This window comes from Clostridium sp. AF50-3, assembly GCF_003477445.1.
Lineage (GTDB): Bacteria > Bacillota > Clostridia > Lachnospirales > Lachnospiraceae > Otoolea > Otoolea fessa.
On sequence record NZ_QUDH01000010.1, the window covers coordinates 16,059 to 35,606 of the forward strand.

Genomic DNA, 19,548 nt, shown 5'->3' on the forward strand with positions numbered 1-19,548 from the left:
TTATCACCCCACTGTCCTGTCTAAATACGCTTGATATTCCTGTTCTGCTATCTTTTGCAGTTCTGCATCTGCCTCCCTGCCTGTTGCATATATGAACTCTTGTGGCGGTCTGTAAATCGTTCCCCAGTTAATAAAACGGACGTAGAAATGACCGCCCTCGTCCTGTGTGTTCTTTTCCCATCCGACATCTGCTGTCGCTCCCGTACCGTTCACCTTTACTTTCCCGATAGGGATTTCATCTGCTGCATGTGCGGACACTGATGATTTTGAACCGAACCCTCGCCCACTTTTTTTGATGTCCTTTGACTTTGGGATTTTTCCGGACATGATTCTCTGTACAACTGGTTCTCCTTTTTCAGCGATCGTTTTATTCACCTGTGCAATATCTTCATCCGATGCAGCACTTTCAAACGCTTTTACCAGTTCCTCCAGTCCTTTGAACTCAATGTCAATTTTCATGTCCTCACCTCCGTGTCAGAATGTGACACCTATGCAACCGCACGACATTTCACAAGCACCCATCCGTTATCTGTGAACATCGGTGATGCGTCATAGATGTCGAATCGTGTTCCGTCATACTCTGCATAGAACTCTTTCATTTTCTTTCTGACCTCTTTCATCCGCTTGCAATTCCGAACCTTGAAAACAATGGTGTTCTCAAGACCTGCTTGCAGTGCTGTGTATTTCTCATTTGTTCCCAAACTCTGAACATCGCACCAACACTCATAAAACACCTCTGTGGTCGGTTCTTTCCTGCCCTCCTTGATTTCTGTGGTCACTCTGATTATTTTCACCCGTCCGGTCATTCACTGCTCCCTCCATACTTTTCATTGAGTAGCATGGTTGAGACCGCATTTGTGAGTTGCTGTGTACCGTTCTGATACTTCTCCCTGTGGTCATACAATTCCTTGACGAAAGAATATACAAGCAATCTCTGACGGGCGGTCAAATTGTATGGGTCGAAATTCGGAATCAGTTCCATCAATTCCTCTGATGCAATCGCCTCAACCATAGTCTCGACAATGTCCTTGTCGTCGTCATAGTCGATGTGATTGTATTTCATGCAGTCCTCAACCAGTTTGTCTCTATACTCTTTCTTTTCCTCGTCCGTCATTTCATTCACCTGCTTTCAATCACAGGGCGGGTGTTCCCGCCCTGCTGCATTTCTTATCCCTGCACAACTTCCGTGATGTTGCCTTTGATGATTGCTCCATCATCAACAGGCTGCACGTCGAAACGGTCACGAACCTTGATTCCGGTCATGTCTTTCTCCCACAAACCTGCTGCCTTGTCGTTCATGTCGATTGTGATGACATTTCTGTCAAATAATGTGATAGCCTCTTTTAAGTCGCCCATATACACAGGATGCTTGTATGCGGACACCTTTGCATCGACTGTCGTTTCCTGCTCCTGTCCTTTGCAAGTTACAACATACTTTCCTTTCACGACTTTCCATGCTGTTACGTCGGACGTTGCTGATGCGTCGATTGCTGTGGTTGTTCCGTCGATTGCTAATTTGCTACCGGAGATTGTGAACGCAGGTGAGTACACTGGTTCAGATTTCGCAGTCCTGTTTGACACCTTGGCAATCGGATATTTACCGAACAACATCATCTGTGTCGGCTGTGTAGGATTCGGCTGCAAAATGTACTTTCCATCCTTATCCTTTAACTTGTCGAGGTAGTTGTACCCGTTCTGATTTGCGATGACCATTGCTCCGGTTGTGATAGCAGGGTCGAGACCCACGTTGAACACGTCCTTGAGGCTGTCGATTGTGGAAATCACAACCTCTTTTCCCTTTGTCATCTCGTCCGCAACCTTGAGAATCATCGCATTTCTTGTCGCCTTTGTTTTCTTGGCAATCCATTTGTTGATGTATGCCATGACATTGGCTGCGGTGTCCTCAAACAGTTCTGCGGTGATTTTTAAGATGCCACCTTTTTTCTTGATTGCATACACAATCTTTTTGAACTTCGGCTCATCCATGTCGGGGAAATCCGCCTCCTCGTCCACATTGTCGAACGGAGTGGAATCTGCATCGACCTCAATGTTTCGAGAACCGCTCTTTGTGGTCACTCCCTCCACATTGACATACTGCTCCAGATTATCCTCTGAACGTCTTAACTCGATGATGTCTGTTCTGATGTCCTCCGGAACGGTGACACCGATTCCCATTTCATCATCGTCTCCCTTTGTGGTGTCTGTGCTTAACGCATCCTTGTACACCTTGACATCTCCCTCGTCCGGTTCTCTCCTTAAGAATCCGCATTTGACGATATTGACGAACGCTTTCACGAGGTTTTTCTTGTCTGCTTTTGCCCCGATGGTCTTTGCTGTTCCCGTCGCCACCTTGTCCTCGATCTCCTCATGTTCCTCCTCGTCCAAATCGAACAGGAGGTCAAACTTTTCCTGTAACTCTTTGAGTTCCTCTTTTGCTGCCTTTGCCTTGTCGAGTTTTCCATCGTTCACAAGGCTCTTGACCTCATTCTTTTTGTCGTTGATTGCTTTCAACAGTTTCTGCATTTCCTTGTTCATGAATCATGTCCTCTCTTTCTTAAATTCCATACATGTCGAGGTCTGCAAGAATATCCTGCTTTTCTGCCTCGATTCTCTGTTTCTCTGCCTCTGCTGCATTGTTCCTGTTCTCCAGTTCCGCAAGCACCGCATCGACAATGTCCTTTGTGGCTGTTCCTTTGATGCTCTCCGGAACATGGTTGTATTTTTCAAAATAATCTGATGCACACGCTGCGACTGCTGCCTTTTCATCAATCAAAACGTCGAAATACTCTGCCAGTTCTGCACCGCTGAACCACTTTTCTTTCGCCATGAAAGACTTGATTTTGTCTCTCGTCACACCCTCTTTCAAGTGTTCCTCGTAAACGTCGAGAATTGAATCCTCGCATAAATCAAGTTGTTTGATGACCTCTTTGAAATCGTCTGCGTTGCCCCATGCCATACATAAAGGCTTGTGAATCATCGCCTGTGCTCCTGTCGCAAAATGCAGTTCATCACATGCGAACATGATGACAGATGCGATTGACGCAGCCATTCCATCAACATATCCGACTTTGTGTCCGGAGTATCGTTTCAACTGGTTATAGATTGCCAGTCCTGCGAATACATCACCGCCACCGGAATTGAAATAGATGTCGATGTCCTCATACCCATCCAACTGGTTGAGGAAATCTGCGATGTCCTGCGGGCATCTGTCCTCCTCGAACCACATGGATTCCCATGTTGCTGATACAATGTCACCGTAGAAATACAAGGAACATCTGCTCTGTTCCTCGTCCTGTTCCAAATCCAAATAGCCGACATTTTCAACTTTTCCGCTGCGTTTATTCTTTTTTGTGAAATCAAAACGTCTTTTCTTTGCCATGATTATTCACCTCCCTCCTGTTCTTCCTCGTCCTCTGCCTCGTCGGTTTCGTCCGGTTGTCCTGTTGTGTCCGGCTGCTCTGTGTCCGGCTCTGTTTCTTCCTCCGGTTGCTCCGGTTTTTCGGTCTCCTCTTGCTCGATTTGACCTTTCTGATATGCTGCTCCTGCCATTGTCAGCGGAACGATGCTGCCATTTGCAAGTAAAGTGTCGCCACCCTCTCCATCGGGGAGGTCAAGTTTGCGTCGTGCCTCATTCGGTTTCATGATTGAGCCACTGACACCGTTTTTCAGGTATTCCATTTGTGTCTTTGAATCTGTCCGGAAAAGAACTTTTTCATTGTATTTGTAATAAAAACCGTCATCCTGCTCCTCGTCCGTCAGCATTTTATAGTTGATTTCTTCCTCATACTGCTTGATGACGAACAGTTCTGTATCAACGTAAAAAGACAACTGCTGCAACTCACTGTTTGCATAGGACGACTTTGAATAGTCGTTGATTTGATTCGGTTTCACACCGAACGCTGCTGCGATCTGCAATGCAGTGTATTTTTTCAATTCAAAGAACTGTGAATCTGACAATTTGATGTCGAGTGGTGTCAGTTTCATCCCTAACGGTACGGGAATGATTTTCCCTGTGTTCCTCGCTCCGCTGCCAAAATCCTCGAACGACTTCACAAGTGCCTCTTTCGCTTTATCATTCAACTCTCCCGTATATTCAAGCGTCGCTTTTGCTGTCAGTCCGCTCTCATATAGGCTGTTCATATATCTCTGTGACGCTGATGCTCCGGAAATCGTGTCACGGAGAATCTGCTGAACTGGTAAACCTGTCACACCGTCAAAACTGAATGATGTTTTGAAGTGCATGACCTCACTCGTGTCAAATACATACTGACTTCCGGATGTCGGGTCTGTGTAGACATACCACAAGCGTCCTTTTCCTGCGAATATGCCTGCATCATCCACAACAATCTGAACACAATTCGATTGCATCACCCACAGGTCAAGAATTTTGACCTCTCCTCCGTATTTCTTCCGGATGAATTTCTTTCTTATGTACACATAAGCGTTCCCGTAGTGATTGCGGTTGATTTCCACTGTGTTCCAAAATACCGTCGGTGTCATGAACGGGTTCGGTCTCTTGGTCAGCAGTCTCGACGTGTCCGTCTGTTCTGCCTCAATGATTCCTTTGTCCGTTCTCTGATAATATTTGATAGGCATTTTCGCAAGAGTTTCCGACAGCATCTTGAGACATGTGAAATATGTCACCTCTGATGTTGTCTTTCTCCTCCTGCTCAAACCCATGCTCTCAAGGAATGACGGTGAGTTTAGCGTCATCACCCCGCCTGTCAGTTCCGTTGAATCACTGACCTCCGGTGCAGTTTCACCTTTCCACCAGTTCATCAAACTGTTTGCTATTTTTCTAAATGGGTTCATTCTTTCTCACCGCCTTTCCCCATGTATTTCTCATACATTTCAAGCCACTCATTCACGACCTCATTTGTGTCCGGCTTATACTCCTCTTTCATTGCTGCTTTCCATGCGTCGATGATTGCGTCAATCGGGTCGATTCTGTCCTCGTCGAGTGCCTTGTCGATTTTGATTTCACCGTAACTGTTCGAGATAGTCTTTGCATTTGCAATCGACCACGTCAGCAGTTCATCGAACGGAACAACCTTGCCTTTTCCGACTTCTGTTCCCTCAATCACGACGTTTCCTGCTTTTATCTCCAGTCTGAAATCAACTGTTGCGTCATTGAGTTCCTTTGCTGTCTGTGTAATTGCCACAGAATCAAATCCCAGTGCCTCAAGGTCTGACAGGAACGCAGATGCGTTGTGCGGGTCATAACACACAAGTTGAGGTTTCAAATCATTCTGTTTGATTAAATCCTCAAGGTACTTGATGATGTACTTGTAATCTGTCTTTATTCCTCCCAGTGTCTCCGTGACTGTCACGAGACCTTTTGAAATCCATACATCATACGGAACTTTGTCCGTCTTGATATGCTCGTCCACTCTGCTCGCAGGGATGAATGAATGAGTATGCACAAAATACTTTTTCACACCGTCAACCATGTACGGGATGACGATTGCGATGGATGTCAAGTCGCCTCCGGACGACAGGTCAACTCCGACATAGCATTTTGAGCCTCTGAAATCCTTGAGCGTTCGCAATGCTGCACATCGTTTCCAGTCTTTAATGTCCTTGATGTACAGTGCGTTTGACCACTGCATCCACATGTTTAACTGCTTAACGAGGAAATCTCGCAAATCCTCCCCGCCCATATCACGGGCAGTATTCGCAACCGGAACGAGATTCTCCAGTGCATCCTCGTCATATTCGAGAATCGGGTTTGCTTTTATCCAGTTCTCCTTTTTGTATAGGTCATCCGCTGTGTCCAACTGTGCTATATACACGAACTGACTGTCGTTCTCAAACACACCTTTCAGCAGATTGCAGCAATACTCATATAACTTGTAGCAAGGCGATTTCAAATCGAACCCCGCTGTCGTTATGACGGAGATCAGTGCGGATTTTAATTTCTTGATACCTCCCTCAAGCAGTTTGTACATCTGATTTGTCTTGTGAGCGTGGTATTCGTCAACTATTCCCAAATATGCACGGTGTCCGTCCAGTGACTTGGTATCTCCGGATAATGCCTTGATTTCCGAATGTGTACAGAGACAATCTATCGTGTGATTATGCTCATGCACCTTGAACCACTCCGACAAATCCTCGTCGGAATTGATGAATTTTACAATTTCATCAAAAACAATGTTCGCTTGGTCTTGTTTTGTCGCAGTACAAAAGATTTTTCCGTATTTGTACCCGTCAAAATTGCCATAGTAACACGCTAAAATACCATTGATGAACGACTTTCCGTTCTGTCTGCCTAACTGTACATAGGACGTTCTGAACCGTCTGTGACCCTTTTCTTTTGTCCTCCACCCATTCAGAGACCCTAAAATGAAACACTGGAACGGGTACGCTGTCACATTTTCCTGTTCGTCACCCTCTGCGATTGTCAATTCTTCCGCAAAATTGATGATTTCCTCGGACTTTTCAACGTCGAAATAATATTTGTATGGTGCTGCTTTCGCTTTTTCGAGGTCGTCAAGATGCCTTTGACATGCCAGTCTGACATATTCACCTGCAATGATGACACCTGCAACGACATCAAGAGCGTATTGTGTGCAACGGTCGGTCACTGTTGCCCCTGCTGCCATTTATGAACTCGCATACTTGGCGAATTTGTTCTCCGGTTTTGTTTCCTTTGCTTTCGGAACTACCAACCGGCACCGACTGCTGACCGTCATTCCGAAATCCGATGCCCCCTGCCGACATTGTTTCATGCAGCGGTCTTGTATAATCATGAGACGCTCCCTCTCACCGTTCACAACCTCCCGTGTTCCGACCTGTACACGTTCCTGTTCTCCTGTGTCCGGATTCTCTCGCATCTCATAGACCGGAACATCGACCATCAACGGAGTTTCTCTGATTTTGTCCGTTATCTCGATGTATTGGTCTTGTGCAATCAGTAATCTCGCCAGTGCATCACAATCCACGTTCGCAATGAGTTTGATTGCAAGCAGTTCTTTTGACAATTTCCGGAATTTCTTCTTTTGTTCCGGTGTCAAATATGCCGGAGGCTTGACTTTGTCGTTTGGGGCGACCACCTCCGCATTTTTCTCGCCTCAATCTCTGCTTTTGTGAGGTGTTTTTTTCCTTTCATGACCACCAAATCGGTCGGTTGTCTCTGTCCTGCCATGCAGCATCAACCCCCTTTCCGTCCAGTGTTCACGAGTTTCGTGTCACATTCTGACACCTTTTCGTCACTCCCCTGTGTCTTGATTTTCTCGTGGGGAGTTTTCTCCAAAGAAAAGAGGGGGTGCGACTAAGAAACGGTCACATAAAACTTTTTCATATCCCCCTGCCTCTTTGAAATGGTAATCAATCAGCGACCTCAACTGTGTCTGTGTTGCTTTCATGCTTGCATTGCTCTGTTTATATAGTGCTGTGATTGTGTTGTGTGTCCGATGGCTCAAGGGTATCAAGTTCAATGGGTTCAACCTCTGCTCCCAGTCCTCCTCAAGTTCTATGATGTGGTGGATGGGGTCTGAATCTTTCAGTGTTATCAACTGGTGTTCAACATACAGAGCATATATATCCACATACTCATACACACTCATGATGACAGGTCTCAACTCCCGCCATTCCTTTGACAGATAGAACTCTGCTGCTCGTGGGTCTCTGCGTGTATTGTTATATGTCACATGCCTTGACTGCTGCCTTGCCTCGCACTGCTCGCACATGGTCAATGCCTGTGGGATAAGGCGACCGCATCCCTTACATGCTTTCAATAACACACTGCTCACTCCTCTCTGTCCATCGGTCTCCTGCTGCCTCTCATGTCTTTCAAGAGGCGGGCATACATCGCACATGATAGTGTCCTGCTGCCCGCATATAACAGGAGGGCAAACAGGCAAGAAAAAAGCGACTGCATCTCTGCAATCGCTCACTCAACTGTTCACGTTATCATATTAGCACGTTTATATTTGCTTTTGTTCACCCACTTTTTACCCCCGAAATCACCCTCATTTCACCCCGTTTTCACTCTCATTTCACTCCGATTTTGTCATTTTCGATTGCTTTTGCACCGAATAATTTGATTGAGAGACGTTCTGTCATTGATCTGCACCACTTTTTCGGTGAGTTCTTTCCGCATCCTGTCTCCCTCACAATATCCTCGTATGACTTGCCCTTGATATATACTGCCTCAAGTGCGTCGTACTTGTACCCCTCACCTGCTGCCTCTGCATCCTCTTTCAGCGATGCAAGAGCCTTTTTCATGTGCTCGAACAGAATGACCGTCTCTGCCTTGCACTCTCTGATGGACTGGAGGAACGCTTTCTCTGCCGAAATGTTATATCTTGATACATCGTCAATCTGTGATACTTCCGAAATTGCATCCTTGATATATCGCTCTATTTCCCGATAATTCTCAAGATATACCTGTGTTTTCTGAATTGCTGTCATTTCTTTTTCTGTCTCCACGTCGTTTTCCTCCTTTTGACCTTTTCAGAGGCAATCCATGATATTTCCTCCAATTATTCGACTTTTCCTGCCTCCTCAGTCTGTATATGCTCTCAAATGCGGTCAATGCCTCTTTTGCACTGATTCCCACTTTCAAAAGAGCATCTTGCAGGTTTTCTCCTCCTGCTGCCTTGATTTTCTCCGGATGCTCCGGAGATTCCGTCTTTTTCAAGACCGTTGCTGCCTCTGCTGCCTGTTCGATGATTTCAGACACCTCTTTCTCTGTCTTTCCCGCTGCCCGCAGTTTTGAAATGACGTTTTTCACCTTTTCCACGAATCCCATGTCTCCATCCTCCTCCGCACCTAATTGAAAGGGAGTTCTTCGTCGATTCCGTCCGGAATATTCATAAAACCGTCACCTGCGTCCGAATACCCTCCGTTGTTCCCGTCCTGCTGCCCTGCTGCTTTCTTACTCTCTGCAAATTCCTGTTCCTCGACAATCACGTCCGTGGTATAGACCTTTTGACCGTCTCTGTTCGTATATGACCCCGTCTGAATCCGTCCAGTGACAACCACTTTCGTTCCCTGCTTGAGATATTTTTCTGCGAACTCTCCATCTCGTCCAAACGCAACGCAGGAAATGAAATCCGCTGACTGCTGCCCGTCTTTTGCTCCTCTGCGGTCAACCGCAAGTGTATATCGTGCGATTGCCATTTCCTCCTGCGAATTATTTCTCGGTGAATATCTGACATTCGGGTCTCTCGTGAGACGACCCATCAAAATGACCTTGTTCATCCGTTTTCCCTCTCTTTCTGCAAAATATACTCATTCTGTGCTTTCTGCAATTCCGTGATGCCCTTTTTGAACTGTGCATCATCTCCATTCATGCAGATTTCAAACAATTCCTCATATCTGTCAATATTCTCGGTGATGAACGCTGCCTCTGTCTTTGAACGTCTCTGCGTGAGGAACATTCCTTTGATTGTCTCTCTCATGGTCTCGCAGTTCTGTCTCTCCTCCTCCGTTTCCGGATGAGTTTCTTTCAGCATCTTATCGACAACCCTGTCCACCGCATCCGCAATCTGTTCTTTCCATCCGGATGACGCTTTTTCATCAATGAGTTGTGACTGGATGTCCTCGAACGATGCTCCCGCTGCTGCTCCCGTGATTCTGATGTCCTTTTTCCCTTTTGCTGCAATCAGAATCAAATCATCGTCATACGCTGCCATGTAATAGTCGAATTTTGCATTGAAATTCTCTTTCGGATTGATGATGACCTCCGGCTCACTGCTGCCCTCTGTCTGAATCATCACACCGATGTATTTCTGACCTGTTCCCTTTGCCTCAATGAATAATGCTTTTAATTGCCCTTTTTTCAATTTCCTGTTCCTCCCATAGTCAGCAGCCTCTCAAATAACTGCTCATATAGTGCCTTGAATGTGTCACGCTCGGTCTCAAGTCTCACAACAATCTCCGATGTCTCTCCTGCTGCCTCCTGTGGCTTTTCGGTTTTCTTTTCTTCTAACGACTGCTGCATCGCTTGAATTTTGTTGCGATAGTATTCAATTTCCTCCTGCTGTTTCTGAATCGTCTCATTGTACTGCTTTGATGTCTTTCCTCCACCGCTCAACTGTAAGGAAATCATGAGAGCGATGTCGATGTTTTTCATTTCCTGCTCCGATACCTGCCCGATGTAGTTATTCACACGGTCGGTCGATACTGACGATACCTGTTCACACAATACTGTGGATAATCGTCCGGTACTGCGGACGGTCACATGTGTCGGGAGGTCTGTTTTCGGTTGCGTCGTCATATACACAACCTCAATCACTCCGGAGTGCTTGTTGTTTTCGTCATTGCTGACTACAACTGCGGGTCTGTCCGCAAATTGTTCACTCCCGTTCGTCGCCCCCCCCTCGTGCGATATAGAATATCTCTCCTCGTCTGATGTTATCCATTGCCTTTTTCCTCCTTATTCCACCACCATCATTCAGCATCCTCTTTCATGAGTGATGTTGCCATGATGCAATATCCGTCCTCAAGACCTGCAAACTCCTCAAGGATATATGTCACAAGCACTCTCACGGTGCGTCCTGTGTTCTTTCCGTCCTTGAACTCCATCATCTCAAGGATGTCGCCTTTTTTATAGCCTCTGTCATTCTTCCGGAGTTCAAATGTCTTTTCTCCGGATGCAACCTCCTCAAAAAATGTCGCTCCCAGTTTAATGTGATGCACTTTCTGACCGTTCTCCTGTGTGTCTGACGGGAGGTTGTTCATCTTCTCCTCCTCTGCCTGTTCACGGAGTTTCTTTTTCGTCTCACGGTCGATTGCATCCTGCTCCTCGTTATATCTCTGCTCGTCTGTCTTGTATGCCTCTGCACGGTTCTTGTACTGGTCGCATGAGGTACATGTTCCGGTCTTTACGTTGCAGGTCTCGTATTCTGTGCAGGAATAGCAGATTGATGTGATTCCCTCCGGATGCGGTGTCTCATAATCGTCGCCCGCTTTCTTTTCTTCCGGAGGATTCATGCTGTTTTCTGATGACTGCTGCCCTGTTGTGTCTGAATCTGACACGGTGTCCTGCTGCCCTGCTGCATCCTGCTCCTGCTCCGGTTTCTGCGGTGATTTCATGTCCTTGATTTCCGTATAGGACAATTCTCCGCTTTCCTTGTATTTTGCAAGTGCCTCCTGCTGCATCTCCGGAGACATCCCACTCAACTCATACGCTGCGGAGAATGTGAGACGCTCGTTGTTGAGTTCCTCCCGAAACTCCGGAATCAGATTGTTGTTGACGCTCTCAATCTGTGCGATCTTGGTCTTTGACATCTTGAGCATTGATGCGATAACATCACGGAGGCGACCGGACTGGAGGTCATATCCTTTGATTTTCTTTCCATCCGTTTTCATACGCTCAAGACACGCTTTGAGACGCTGTTCCTCCTCGATGACATCCTTGAGAGACTTTGTCCGGTATGCGTTTGCGATGATGATTTCCACCTGCTCCTCGTCCTCGTCCTGCGGTGTGGTCAGTTTGCAGGTCGCAATCTCAAAATCTTTATATCCCTGCTCGACAAGGTGCTTGAGTGCAAGCCACCGTCTCTCACCTGCCACGATTCTATATTCGCCCTGCTCATTCGGTTCAAATACGACCTCAAGATTCTGTTTGAGACCATACATGAGGATGTCTCCTGCAAGTTCCTCAATATCTGCCAAATCATAGAAATTGAGTTTGTTCCGGTACATCTTGAAAATCGAAATGTCCTTTGTCCGGAATCTCGCTCTCGGTGATTCGTCAACTCCTGCTTTGCTGTTTTTGTTCAGTGCGTCCATGACGCTGAATCCTGTTGCCATCTTCTTTCCTCCTGTTTTCTCCCGTCAATGCGGTCACGATTTCTTTGTATTCCATTTCACACTCGAAAATCTGTGCGTCGAGTGCATCCAGTCTCTTGTATAACTGGTTTTCAATGCTTTTCGGTACTTTCTCGCCATTCCGCAGCAATATACCGATTATCTGATATTTACTCTTGCAGGTCAGTTCCGTCAAAATCTGAATCTGTTGCTTTTGATTCTCTGCTCTCCGGAATGACCCGCATATCTCTCTTTCGGTCACACACACCCGCTCCCCTATTCTGTTAATTTCTGCTTTTTGGTCTCTGTACGCTCGACGTTTATCTCTCCTTTGCTATTCTGCGATATAGATGCTTTGACCCCGCCTCGGAGGTTCAGAGTGACCTTTGCCAGTCCTCCGGTGTATATCTCCTCAACTGCTGCCTTGAGAATATTCACGATGCCCTCACTGCATCTCTTTTCCGGTGCTGCTGCCTCTCCGAACAATGCAGCGACGTTCTGCATCGCCTTTTCTTTCCTCTGTTTCTCTTTCTGATACTCAACCGCCTGTTCGCAGGTGCAGGACATTGTCGCCTGTTCCTCTGCCTGTGGCTGTGTCAATTTCTCCTCGCTGTCAATCTGCACCATCTGTCCGCAGAATCGACACGGTGCTGTGTTGATGATGTTTCCCATGTTCAATCCTCTCTTTCTGTCGCTCTCATGCGACCTCCTGCAAAATTATCTTTCTGAATATGCTCTCAAATATTGGAACTGCGATGCTGTTCCCTGCTTGGTCATATAAAGCCTTGTAATATTTCCCGTTTCTCTCTTGAACTGCTTTCGCCCTGTCAAAATCCTCGTCTGAATATCCCATCAATCTCCAACACTCACGCTCTGTCAAATACCGATACCGTCCATCTCCTCGGTCGATGACCTGTGCAGGTGTCCGGTCTTGTCTTGTTGTGATTGTATATGCACAATCTTTGATGACCGTTGCTCTCCGGATTCCTTTTCCTCCGATACATGCAAGGACGGACGGTTGTGTCACATCGTAGATGTCCGGAACGTCATCCTCAAGGAACTCTTGCAGGTTTCGCATCGGTGTCCTTATGAGGTCATCGAACTCAAATTTTTCACCATTCAGAACAGAAACCGTGAACACTCTTTCTCTCGCCTGTGGCAATCCGAACTCTCTTGCATCTAAAACCGCATAATTATTTGTGTACCCCAGTTTTTCCATCTCGACCATGTATCTGTCGAAATTCGGTCTCATGTACTTGGATTTCACATTCTTCACGTTTTCCCATATCACATAACGAGGTCGCCATTCTCCCATATTCTCAATGATATGTATTGTCTCCCACATGAGAGAGGAACGTGTTCCGCTCCCCTCGTCCGAACCTTTTCCTCTGTTGATTCTTCCGTCTCCCGTCGCTTTTCCTTGATGTCCTGCAATGCTCATGTCTTGGCACGGTGAGCCATGAATCAAAATATCCGGTTTTAGATTCCACCCGACGACCGTCTGTGTTTTATATGCTAGTTCTTCACGGAACATCGAATTGTATGACCGGACTGCTTTCTCATTGATCTCCACATAGTCTATTGCTTTCGTCGGTATGTTCAGATTCCTCAATGCACATCGGGGCGAACCGATTCCTCCGAATAACTCAAGAATCTGTATTGTATCGCTCATGTCCTGCTGCCTCCTGTTCCTTTATCACCAAATCCGGACACTCTATGCAGTTCTGACCGTTCTCTGCACACTGTTCCTGTTCATGTTCTGTGACATCCTCCATGTCTTTTCCGTACCATCTGCAAAAACCGCTCATTCCTCTGCTGTCTCCTCTCTTTTTCAATATCTCTCCCCGAATACTGCGACGCACTCCGCAAAAACCTCTTTATTCGGAATATAGCAAATCGAAAAATTGTTGTATTCCGTGTGTTTTGTCAAGAAATATTCCTCGCAAGCCTGTGTCTCTGTTAATCCATCGAGTTGCATCGCCCATATTGTTTCACGCTCCTCCTCGCACAATGCCCGACCTTTTTCTATTAGTTCCGTGTTCATTCCTGCGTCTGCTGCTGCCATATTTTCATGTAACTCCCACCCCTCCTCACGATACACTTTCAATCTTTCATCGTCGATGACCGTGAACTCGTGATTGAGCAATGTCACATCTTCCGTCGTATGAACCACACAAACCTGTCTGTCGAATTTGTCTTGTTTCGGGATGCCCCAATATATTCCGAATAAATGCGGTTTGCATCTTTCATCAACCGGAATTTGTCTTGTTATGAGCACCCATGCACCGGAGTTCACTTCACATTCTTCAAAATGTTCCATGTTCGGGTCATAAGTTCCACTTTGTTCATAATGTTTCCGGCTTTTCTCATGCTCTGTCATGTCTATCCCTCCAGTTCCTTGAGTAATTCATGAACCACATTGCGATAGTCCTGTGACACGATGCAGTTCTTTGAAAACTGTGGGAGGATTGCCATTTTCATGGATGCCTTTTCTGCTACAATCGACCGACGAATCGGAGTGACAAACATATCAAATCCGGAACTGGTTTTCATCCATTCCTCAAAATCCAGTGATGTCTTGTTTTTCTGTCTCATGGTCACAAGACCCTTGATTCGGAGTTCCGGATTGATTTCCCGGAGATCGTCAACCTGCTCCTGCAAATTGTGAATCGCCTCGTTTTCATATCCTCCGACCTTTACGGGTGCAATGACGAGTTCTGCTGACAGTAGAATGTTGATGACCACCATATCAAGCAGACGACCACAATCACAAATGCAATAGTCGTATGCCTCGGATATTTCCTCCAGTGCATCCCGCAGCCTCGTGACTTGGTTTGCCTCCTGCTTGAGCAGCAGGTTCATGTCAGTCTGCATCAAGTACCCGTTTGCAGGAATGATGTCAATGTGACTGTACTGTGTCGGTCTTATCAAGTCCGTTGTGCGGTATGACCCGCCCACGCTCACATGACGCTCAAGCAGTTCACTCATTCCTGTTCCCTCCGGCTCGTATGCCTCGAATGTTTTGGATGTATCGCCCTGCGGGTCTCCATCAAGAATGAGAACACGTTTCTCCTGCTCCTCTCCCAACATGTAAGCGATCGCATCCGATGTCGTTGTCTTTCCGATTCCACCTTTCGGTGACATTACTGCAATAATTCTCATTTTTTCCTGTTCCTCCTGTTATCCTCTTGTTACTGTCCTGTTATCTCCACCCGCAGCGGTTCATGTTCATTTCTTCACCGACTTTGTAAAGGACGAACGTGAATCCTGCTGCCAGTGCTGTGGCGACGACTGCTGCCACGATTATGATTTTCCTCATGTCCTCACCTCCCCGCTATATCGTGATTGTGTGATATATGCACATCTGCAAATCTCTGAAAGAATAGTCCGGTGTTTCTTCCGGCTTTAGTGGCTGCATTAGATTCAATTCTCTCCATCTCTTGTGTCGGATTTCCGGAACTGCTCTGAACCTCTTGACCTCTGCATCTCCTATCTGTGCGACGATGTCCTTGTCAACCTCCATGTTTGCGAAATACTGATTGTATATCTCCTCACCGTCCTTGATGACCCGAACCCTGTCCGGACTTTCAAGTAACGTCATAATATCCTTGACCGTCATCCTGCTGCACCTCCTCATTTCTTCCTCGGTTTGCTCTCTTTGACCTCACCATTCTTGAGGATGCTGTTGTTCGGGATGCTCATTGTTATATTTCTTAATGCCTCTCTGTTTTCCAATGGTATGACAATTTCACAATCTCCCATTTTGTGATTCATCAATTTGCAGTATTCCTCGATAACCTTGACCGCCTCCTCTGCTGAATAGCAGGTTGCGACAAAATGTCCTGCTGCTGCCATATCTGCAAGAAACTCTTTTTGTGTCTCCTGCTGCCTGTTATCACCGAATTTCATCTCGATGTACAGTCCGCAGTAAAGTCCTTTCGGGTACGGGAGGCATAAATCAGATACACCCGCCTTGACACCCATCTGTTTGAGTTTGACCGCCTCCTGCTTGTTCCTGCTGCCTCCGTTCGGTACATGATGCAGCCATTTCAATTCCGGATAGCGGTTCATGTTCCAGTTCGCCCATGACACGACATTGATTTGCTCTGTGTCCTCACTTCTCATTGCATATTTCATGTTCATTCTCTTTCACCTCTTTCCTGCTCCCTGTTTCCTGCTTGCACATGTCATAATATTCGCAGAACAGACACACATGTCTGCAATCCTTTACCCTCAACATGTGCAGAATCCTCTCAATCACCTGCATCCTGCTCCAGTTCCTCCTCAATTTCTTTCATCCGGTTCATGATGGTCTGATTGTAGTCATACACATAAATTCCCTTTTTCCATAGGTGCTGTTTTGCTCCCTGCTCCCCGTAGTTATACGCTGCAAGTGCATCTTGAATCGTTCCATACCTCTCAATCAGTTCTGACAGGTAATCAATACCGACAAGCACATTCTGATATGGATTCGTGAGGTCTGTGACGTTCAGACGTTCCATTCTGTCTCTGTGGCACTCCTCATATATCTGCATGTACCCGATTGAATGACCGTCATCCCCGACCTTGTCGAATCTATATCCGGATTCTTTCTCAATCAGAGCGATCACAAGGTCGTATCTGACCCCGTACTGTTTGCAGACGCAATATGTATATACCTGCATCTTTTCCGGAAAATAGCCACCTGTCCGACTGTATTCCTCCGGTATCTCATAGAGCACGAATCCATCCTCCTCGCCTCCCCAGTCTGCCGACATGGTGTCAAATACTGCATACTTGTCCGGTTCTGTGTCCTGCTCCTGCTGCCATGTTCGCACCTGCTCAAGCATTGCATTTTGTCCGGATGCCTCTCTTTTCTCGTCGATTCTCTGCATCCGTGCATTGAACTCCTGCGACTGCTGCTCATACTCCTCAAATTCCTTGTCATCTCGCATGACAGAGCGTGTCAGACCTATGCTCACAGCGATCGCCAGTAATACCATCACCGCAATATATGTCCGTTCCCGTCTCCTCCTGCTCATTCTTCTCTTTCTTTTTGCTTTCATTGCTGCCTCCGTTTCCTCATTCTCGCCCGTATGTAGAACATTGAGTTGAAATCGTTGTAATAGATTCCCGCATCCGTAAAATCAAAATCCGGATACCATTTCAACATCTGCTCACGAACCTGCTCATGTCCTTTTCTCATGGTCTCGACGTATGTTCCGATTTTCTTATATCCTCCGGCTTTTGCTGTCGGTCTCTTGGAATGAACCACCTTGATGTCGGGGTCTCTCAATCCCTGTGAGGAGTTCCACCGTTTCTCCGATTTCACCCTGTTCTTTTCCTCGACGATATACTTTGCCATTCCTGTCAAACCGTTCTCGTCCTTTTGCAGCCTCCGAACCTCGTTCCTGCTGCTCTGTTTCCAACATCCCTCAACCACATCCATGTCCATGTCGCCATCCATGACAATGTGATGATGCCACCGGATTTCCTCTGTCGGATTGTAGGCGGTCACATAGACATATCTTGCGTTCGGGAGACCCCTTTTCTTTCTCTGATAATTCACCCGTCGGATGAATTTCTGCACGTTCTTGATTGCTGCGTCGATGTCTCCGTCCGGAGGGAGATGCTCATTGTCGTATGTAAACGTGAGCCACAAATCCCTGTCCGTGAAATTCTCATTGATAAGACGCTCCACATATTTCCTTGCGTTCTTGTCATTCAGATTCCTTTGAGCCTTGTCATTGTCCTTTTTGATACTCCGACCCTCCGGAGGTACTTCATCCATTTTCTTGAACTGTGGATATATCTCAACCTCGAACTGGTCTCCTGCTCGTATCTCCTTGAGTGCATATACAACCTTTTTCCCTTGCTTGAACATCTGCTCAACAAAGAACTCGTGCATATCCTCAAGGCTCTTGTTGTATGCTGCCTCATAGTCATACGGGATGAACGTCATCCCTTTCTTTCTCTTTGCCATTCTGACACCGTTCCTCCTGCTGCCCTTATATATACTTTTCAACGACTTGTTACTATCCATCACAAGGTCGTCAAAAGGGTCTAAAACCCTTTGAAACTACGGGGTTTTCCCGCTTTTTCATGCTTGCAATATGGTGTCAGATTTGCTATAATATTTTTAGTGTTTTAAGCGTCTGACACAGACTGCTAAACGGGAGACCGCTGCAACGGTCTCCTTTCTTTTTGCTCTTTTTTCTCATGCTCTGCATATTCATTTTTTAGGTGTATTCCTCGTAAATCGCCCCCTCCGTATCAAACACAAGTCATCCTCACGCTGTTGCAACCGCTGTCTTTCCCTGCTGCTCCCATTTCTGACGTTCCTCCTGTTTTCCTGCCATATATCCGGCAATATAGGACTTGTCAACGTCATCCATCTGTGTGAACCGCTCTGCGATGTTCTCAATCATTTCTTTTCTTTCATCCTTTGACATATATGTCACGCTCCTCTCTTTCCTCTGATTCTCTCAAGTTCTGCCTGTATGTCTTTTCCGGAATAATCTGCAAGCAGTTTCTCCGAAATGTGATAAGTCCATATTGATGACATCTGCACCGCTGTTCCGATAGGGAGTTTCCCTTGCTGCATCGCTATTCGGATGAATTGCGGTGATACATTCAATATGACTGCTGCCTCGGTTGGCAATATACGTCCGACTTCCATCCGTCTGACCTCCTGTTCTGACCTGCCTCGTCAATGCGTGGGCGGTCATCCCACACAGACGGGCGACTGCTGCCCGTTTCGGCTCTCAATAGTCGTCCTCAATCTGTTCGTCTGCCTCTGTGTAATATTCCCCGTCATATCCTTTTGACATGATTCTCTGATAGCATCTGTCACACACCAGTCTGAACGGGATTCCATGACAATCCTTTGTGAAATACATATCCTCACGATCAACCTCATGTTCGCACACCGGACATGTCCGAATGTCACGCTCCTCGAATCTGCATGACAACCCATTCTGTCTCCTCCGGCAATCCTCGACCGTTCCGTCTCGTCCTGTCATGAGTTGGTTTTTGCAGATGTCGCAATCATTTCCCTCGTTGAAATATTTCATTTCCTGCATCCTGTTTCCTCCTGTGGAGGCTCTCTCGGTCTGTTCATGACCTCGCCTCTGTTCCGGCTGAATTTACCGTGTTGTGTCTTTTCGCCTTAAAAAGTCACCGAAAACCTGTCATCCAACTATGAACCTTTTAGCAAGTTCACCCGCTGCCATGTTTCTCACGGTATTCTGACGCTGTCTTTCGGCTTGCCATCGTCAGAGCGTCGGTCGCCATCCGGACGCTGACGGGGCGACTGCTGCCCCGTTTCGGCTTTAATAATTCAATTCAATCGGTCTTTTCTTCTCGTCGATGCAATCCTCATAATCAAAATCAAACCATGTGTTCAAATCCAAATCGTGTCCGTCTTTTGCCAACTGTTCAAAATCCTTGTCCTCAAGTGGCTTGATGATGTATTTCCCTGTTTTGATGTCGATGTCCACCAGTTCAACGTATTCGATATGGTAATAACACCCGTTCGGTGTCTTTCTGTAACCACTCCGGTCTCTCACAGCCATTCTCTTGATGTCCTTTTTCTTTTCCGGCTGCTGGATGCTCTTGAGCATTGTTCTGATGCTTTTCACAAATTCTGCTTTTTCAAGATTGCTACTCATGTATAATGTCTCGATTGCTTTGTACTGTTCATCTGTTACGTTTCTACCTGCAAGGGATTCAAATTCGGATTTCATCATTGTTTTGTTCCTCCTGTTTTGTATCTTGTAGATACATCATAATATCTCGCAGATACTTTGTCAA

The 19,548-nt window shown here is 46.4% G+C and carries 29 protein-coding genes and 1 other RNA gene; all 30 read right to left on the reverse strand.

The genetic code is table 11. The features are described 5' to 3' along the window. Positions 1-3: 3 nt before the first annotated feature. The gene (locus DW085_RS11720; protein WP_118382550.1) at positions 4-459 is read right to left on the reverse strand and encodes an HK97-gp10 family putative phage morphogenesis protein; all 456 of its coding nucleotides are present in this window, start codon (positions 457-459) and stop codon (positions 4-6) included. A 29-nt stretch (positions 460-488) separates the two neighbouring features. Then, positions 489-806, reverse strand: a complete 318-nt coding sequence (locus DW085_RS11725) for a phage head closure protein (protein ID WP_003506176.1) — start codon at positions 804-806, stop codon at positions 489-491. Beyond that, complete coding sequence (locus DW085_RS11730; RefSeq protein ID WP_003506174.1) at positions 803-1,114, reverse strand: head-tail connector protein; 312 nt, start codon at positions 1,112-1,114, stop codon at positions 803-805. Before DW085_RS11730 ends, DW085_RS11725 begins: the two co-directional genes overlap by 4 nt. A gap of 53 nt (positions 1,115-1,167) precedes the next feature. Further along, positions 1,168-2,535: a phage major capsid protein gene (locus DW085_RS11735; RefSeq protein WP_118492891.1), complete on the reverse strand. Its 1,368-nt coding sequence runs from the start codon at positions 2,533-2,535 to the stop codon at positions 1,168-1,170. A 19-nt stretch (positions 2,536-2,554) separates the two neighbouring features. After that, complete coding sequence (locus tag DW085_RS11740; RefSeq protein ID WP_118492893.1) at positions 2,555-3,379, reverse strand: head maturation protease, ClpP-related; 825 nt, start codon at positions 3,377-3,379, stop codon at positions 2,555-2,557. 2 nt (positions 3,380-3,381) lie between these two features. Beyond that, a complete protein-coding gene (locus DW085_RS11745; RefSeq protein ID WP_069424298.1) occupies positions 3,382-4,812 on the reverse strand; it encodes a phage portal protein in 1,431 nt (476 codons plus the stop codon). Next, on the reverse strand, positions 4,809-6,602 hold the full coding sequence (locus DW085_RS11750) for a terminase TerL endonuclease subunit (RefSeq protein ID WP_044910793.1): 1,794 nt from the start codon (positions 6,600-6,602) through the stop codon (positions 4,809-4,811). Before DW085_RS11750 ends, DW085_RS11745 begins: the two co-directional genes overlap by 4 nt. After that, the gene (locus DW085_RS11755; RefSeq protein WP_243034016.1) at positions 6,603-7,052 is read right to left on the reverse strand and encodes a phage terminase small subunit P27 family; all 450 of its coding nucleotides are present in this window, start codon (positions 7,050-7,052) and stop codon (positions 6,603-6,605) included. It abuts the gene before it with no gap. Positions 7,053-7,208: 156 nt separating this feature from the next. Next, entirely contained in the window at positions 7,209-7,817 is a 609-nt protein-coding gene (locus DW085_RS11760; RefSeq protein ID WP_003506161.1) for a hypothetical protein, read from the reverse strand. Positions 7,818-7,992: 175 nt separating this feature from the next. After that, the gene (locus DW085_RS11765; RefSeq protein ID WP_003506159.1) at positions 7,993-8,430 is read right to left on the reverse strand and encodes a hypothetical protein; all 438 of its coding nucleotides are present in this window, start codon (positions 8,428-8,430) and stop codon (positions 7,993-7,995) included. After that, on the reverse strand, positions 8,378-8,752 hold the full coding sequence (locus DW085_RS11770; RefSeq protein WP_069424299.1) for a hypothetical protein: 375 nt from the start codon (positions 8,750-8,752) through the stop codon (positions 8,378-8,380). The genes DW085_RS11765 and DW085_RS11770 overlap by 53 nt, the downstream gene beginning before the upstream one ends. 20 nt (positions 8,753-8,772) lie before the next feature. Further along, the gene (locus DW085_RS11775; protein ID WP_003506157.1) at positions 8,773-9,204 is read right to left on the reverse strand and encodes a single-stranded DNA-binding protein; all 432 of its coding nucleotides are present in this window, start codon (positions 9,202-9,204) and stop codon (positions 8,773-8,775) included. Continuing rightward, the gene (locus DW085_RS11780) at positions 9,201-9,788 is read right to left on the reverse strand and encodes a hypothetical protein (RefSeq protein ID WP_118492895.1); all 588 of its coding nucleotides are present in this window, start codon (positions 9,786-9,788) and stop codon (positions 9,201-9,203) included. Before DW085_RS11780 ends, DW085_RS11775 begins: the two co-directional genes overlap by 4 nt. Further along, a complete protein-coding gene (locus tag DW085_RS11785) occupies positions 9,785-10,363 on the reverse strand; it encodes a type II toxin-antitoxin system PemK/MazF family toxin (protein ID WP_347475079.1) in 579 nt (192 codons plus the stop codon). The genes DW085_RS11780 and DW085_RS11785 overlap by 4 nt, the downstream gene beginning before the upstream one ends. Before the next feature lie 32 nt (positions 10,364-10,395). Next, positions 10,396-11,760 carry a DUF3850 domain-containing protein gene (locus DW085_RS11790; RefSeq protein ID WP_118492897.1) on the reverse strand — a complete coding sequence of 455 codons (1,365 nt, stop codon included), beginning with the start codon at positions 11,758-11,760 and terminating at the stop codon, positions 10,396-10,398. Then, positions 11,702-12,019 (reverse strand): hypothetical protein, encoded by a 318-nt coding sequence (locus DW085_RS11795; protein ID WP_243034017.1) that lies wholly within the window; start codon positions 12,017-12,019, stop codon positions 11,702-11,704. Before DW085_RS11795 ends, DW085_RS11790 begins: the two co-directional genes overlap by 59 nt. Before the next feature lie 14 nt (positions 12,020-12,033). Beyond that, a complete protein-coding gene (locus DW085_RS11800) occupies positions 12,034-12,429 on the reverse strand; it encodes a hypothetical protein (RefSeq protein ID WP_227056826.1) in 396 nt (131 codons plus the stop codon). Positions 12,430-12,454: 25 nt separating this feature from the next. After that, positions 12,455-13,429 carry a DNA cytosine methyltransferase gene (locus tag DW085_RS11805; RefSeq protein ID WP_118492901.1) on the reverse strand — a complete coding sequence of 325 codons (975 nt, stop codon included), beginning with the start codon at positions 13,427-13,429 and terminating at the stop codon, positions 12,455-12,457. Beyond that, positions 13,404-13,565, reverse strand: a complete 162-nt coding sequence (locus DW085_RS19185) for a hypothetical protein (protein WP_182430875.1) — start codon at positions 13,563-13,565, stop codon at positions 13,404-13,406. Before DW085_RS19185 ends, DW085_RS11805 begins: the two co-directional genes overlap by 26 nt. 23 nt (positions 13,566-13,588) lie before the next feature. Then, a complete protein-coding gene (locus DW085_RS11810) occupies positions 13,589-14,137 on the reverse strand; it encodes a hypothetical protein (protein ID WP_118492903.1) in 549 nt (182 codons plus the stop codon). A 2-nt stretch (positions 14,138-14,139) separates the two neighbouring features. Next, the gene (locus tag DW085_RS11815) at positions 14,140-14,919 is read right to left on the reverse strand and encodes a ParA family protein (protein ID WP_118492905.1); all 780 of its coding nucleotides are present in this window, start codon (positions 14,917-14,919) and stop codon (positions 14,140-14,142) included. Between the two features lie 172 nt (positions 14,920-15,091). After that, on the reverse strand, positions 15,092-15,376 hold the full coding sequence (locus DW085_RS11820; RefSeq protein WP_118492907.1) for a hypothetical protein: 285 nt from the start codon (positions 15,374-15,376) through the stop codon (positions 15,092-15,094). A 14-nt stretch (positions 15,377-15,390) separates the two neighbouring features. After that, positions 15,391-15,900, reverse strand: a complete 510-nt coding sequence (locus DW085_RS11825; RefSeq protein ID WP_118492909.1) for a VRR-NUC domain-containing protein — start codon at positions 15,898-15,900, stop codon at positions 15,391-15,393. Positions 15,901-16,010: 110 nt separating this feature from the next. Then, positions 16,011-16,802 carry a lytic transglycosylase domain-containing protein gene (locus DW085_RS11830; RefSeq protein ID WP_118492911.1) on the reverse strand — a complete coding sequence of 264 codons (792 nt, stop codon included), beginning with the start codon at positions 16,800-16,802 and terminating at the stop codon, positions 16,011-16,013. Continuing rightward, on the reverse strand, positions 16,799-17,719 hold the full coding sequence (locus DW085_RS11835; protein ID WP_039909304.1) for a hypothetical protein: 921 nt from the start codon (positions 17,717-17,719) through the stop codon (positions 16,799-16,801). The genes DW085_RS11830 and DW085_RS11835 overlap by 4 nt, the downstream gene beginning before the upstream one ends. Positions 17,720-18,026: 307 nt before the next feature. Next, a complete protein-coding gene (locus DW085_RS19190; RefSeq protein ID WP_003506130.1) occupies positions 18,027-18,188 on the reverse strand; it encodes a hypothetical protein in 162 nt (53 codons plus the stop codon). A 5-nt stretch (positions 18,189-18,193) separates the two neighbouring features. Continuing rightward, on the reverse strand, positions 18,194-18,415 hold the full coding sequence (locus DW085_RS11840) for a hypothetical protein (protein WP_003506129.1): 222 nt from the start codon (positions 18,413-18,415) through the stop codon (positions 18,194-18,196). Between the two features lie 16 nt (positions 18,416-18,431). Next, an RNA gene (locus DW085_RS11845) (hammerhead ribozyme type II) lies at positions 18,432-18,499 on the reverse strand. Between the two features lies 1 nt (position 18,500). Next, positions 18,501-18,818, reverse strand: a complete 318-nt coding sequence (locus DW085_RS11850) for a hypothetical protein (RefSeq protein ID WP_004605244.1) — start codon at positions 18,816-18,818, stop codon at positions 18,501-18,503. A gap of 249 nt (positions 18,819-19,067) precedes the next feature. After that, positions 19,068-19,484 carry a hypothetical protein gene (locus tag DW085_RS11855; RefSeq protein ID WP_118492912.1) on the reverse strand — a complete coding sequence of 139 codons (417 nt, stop codon included), beginning with the start codon at positions 19,482-19,484 and terminating at the stop codon, positions 19,068-19,070. Between the last annotated feature and the right edge of the window lie 64 nt (positions 19,485-19,548).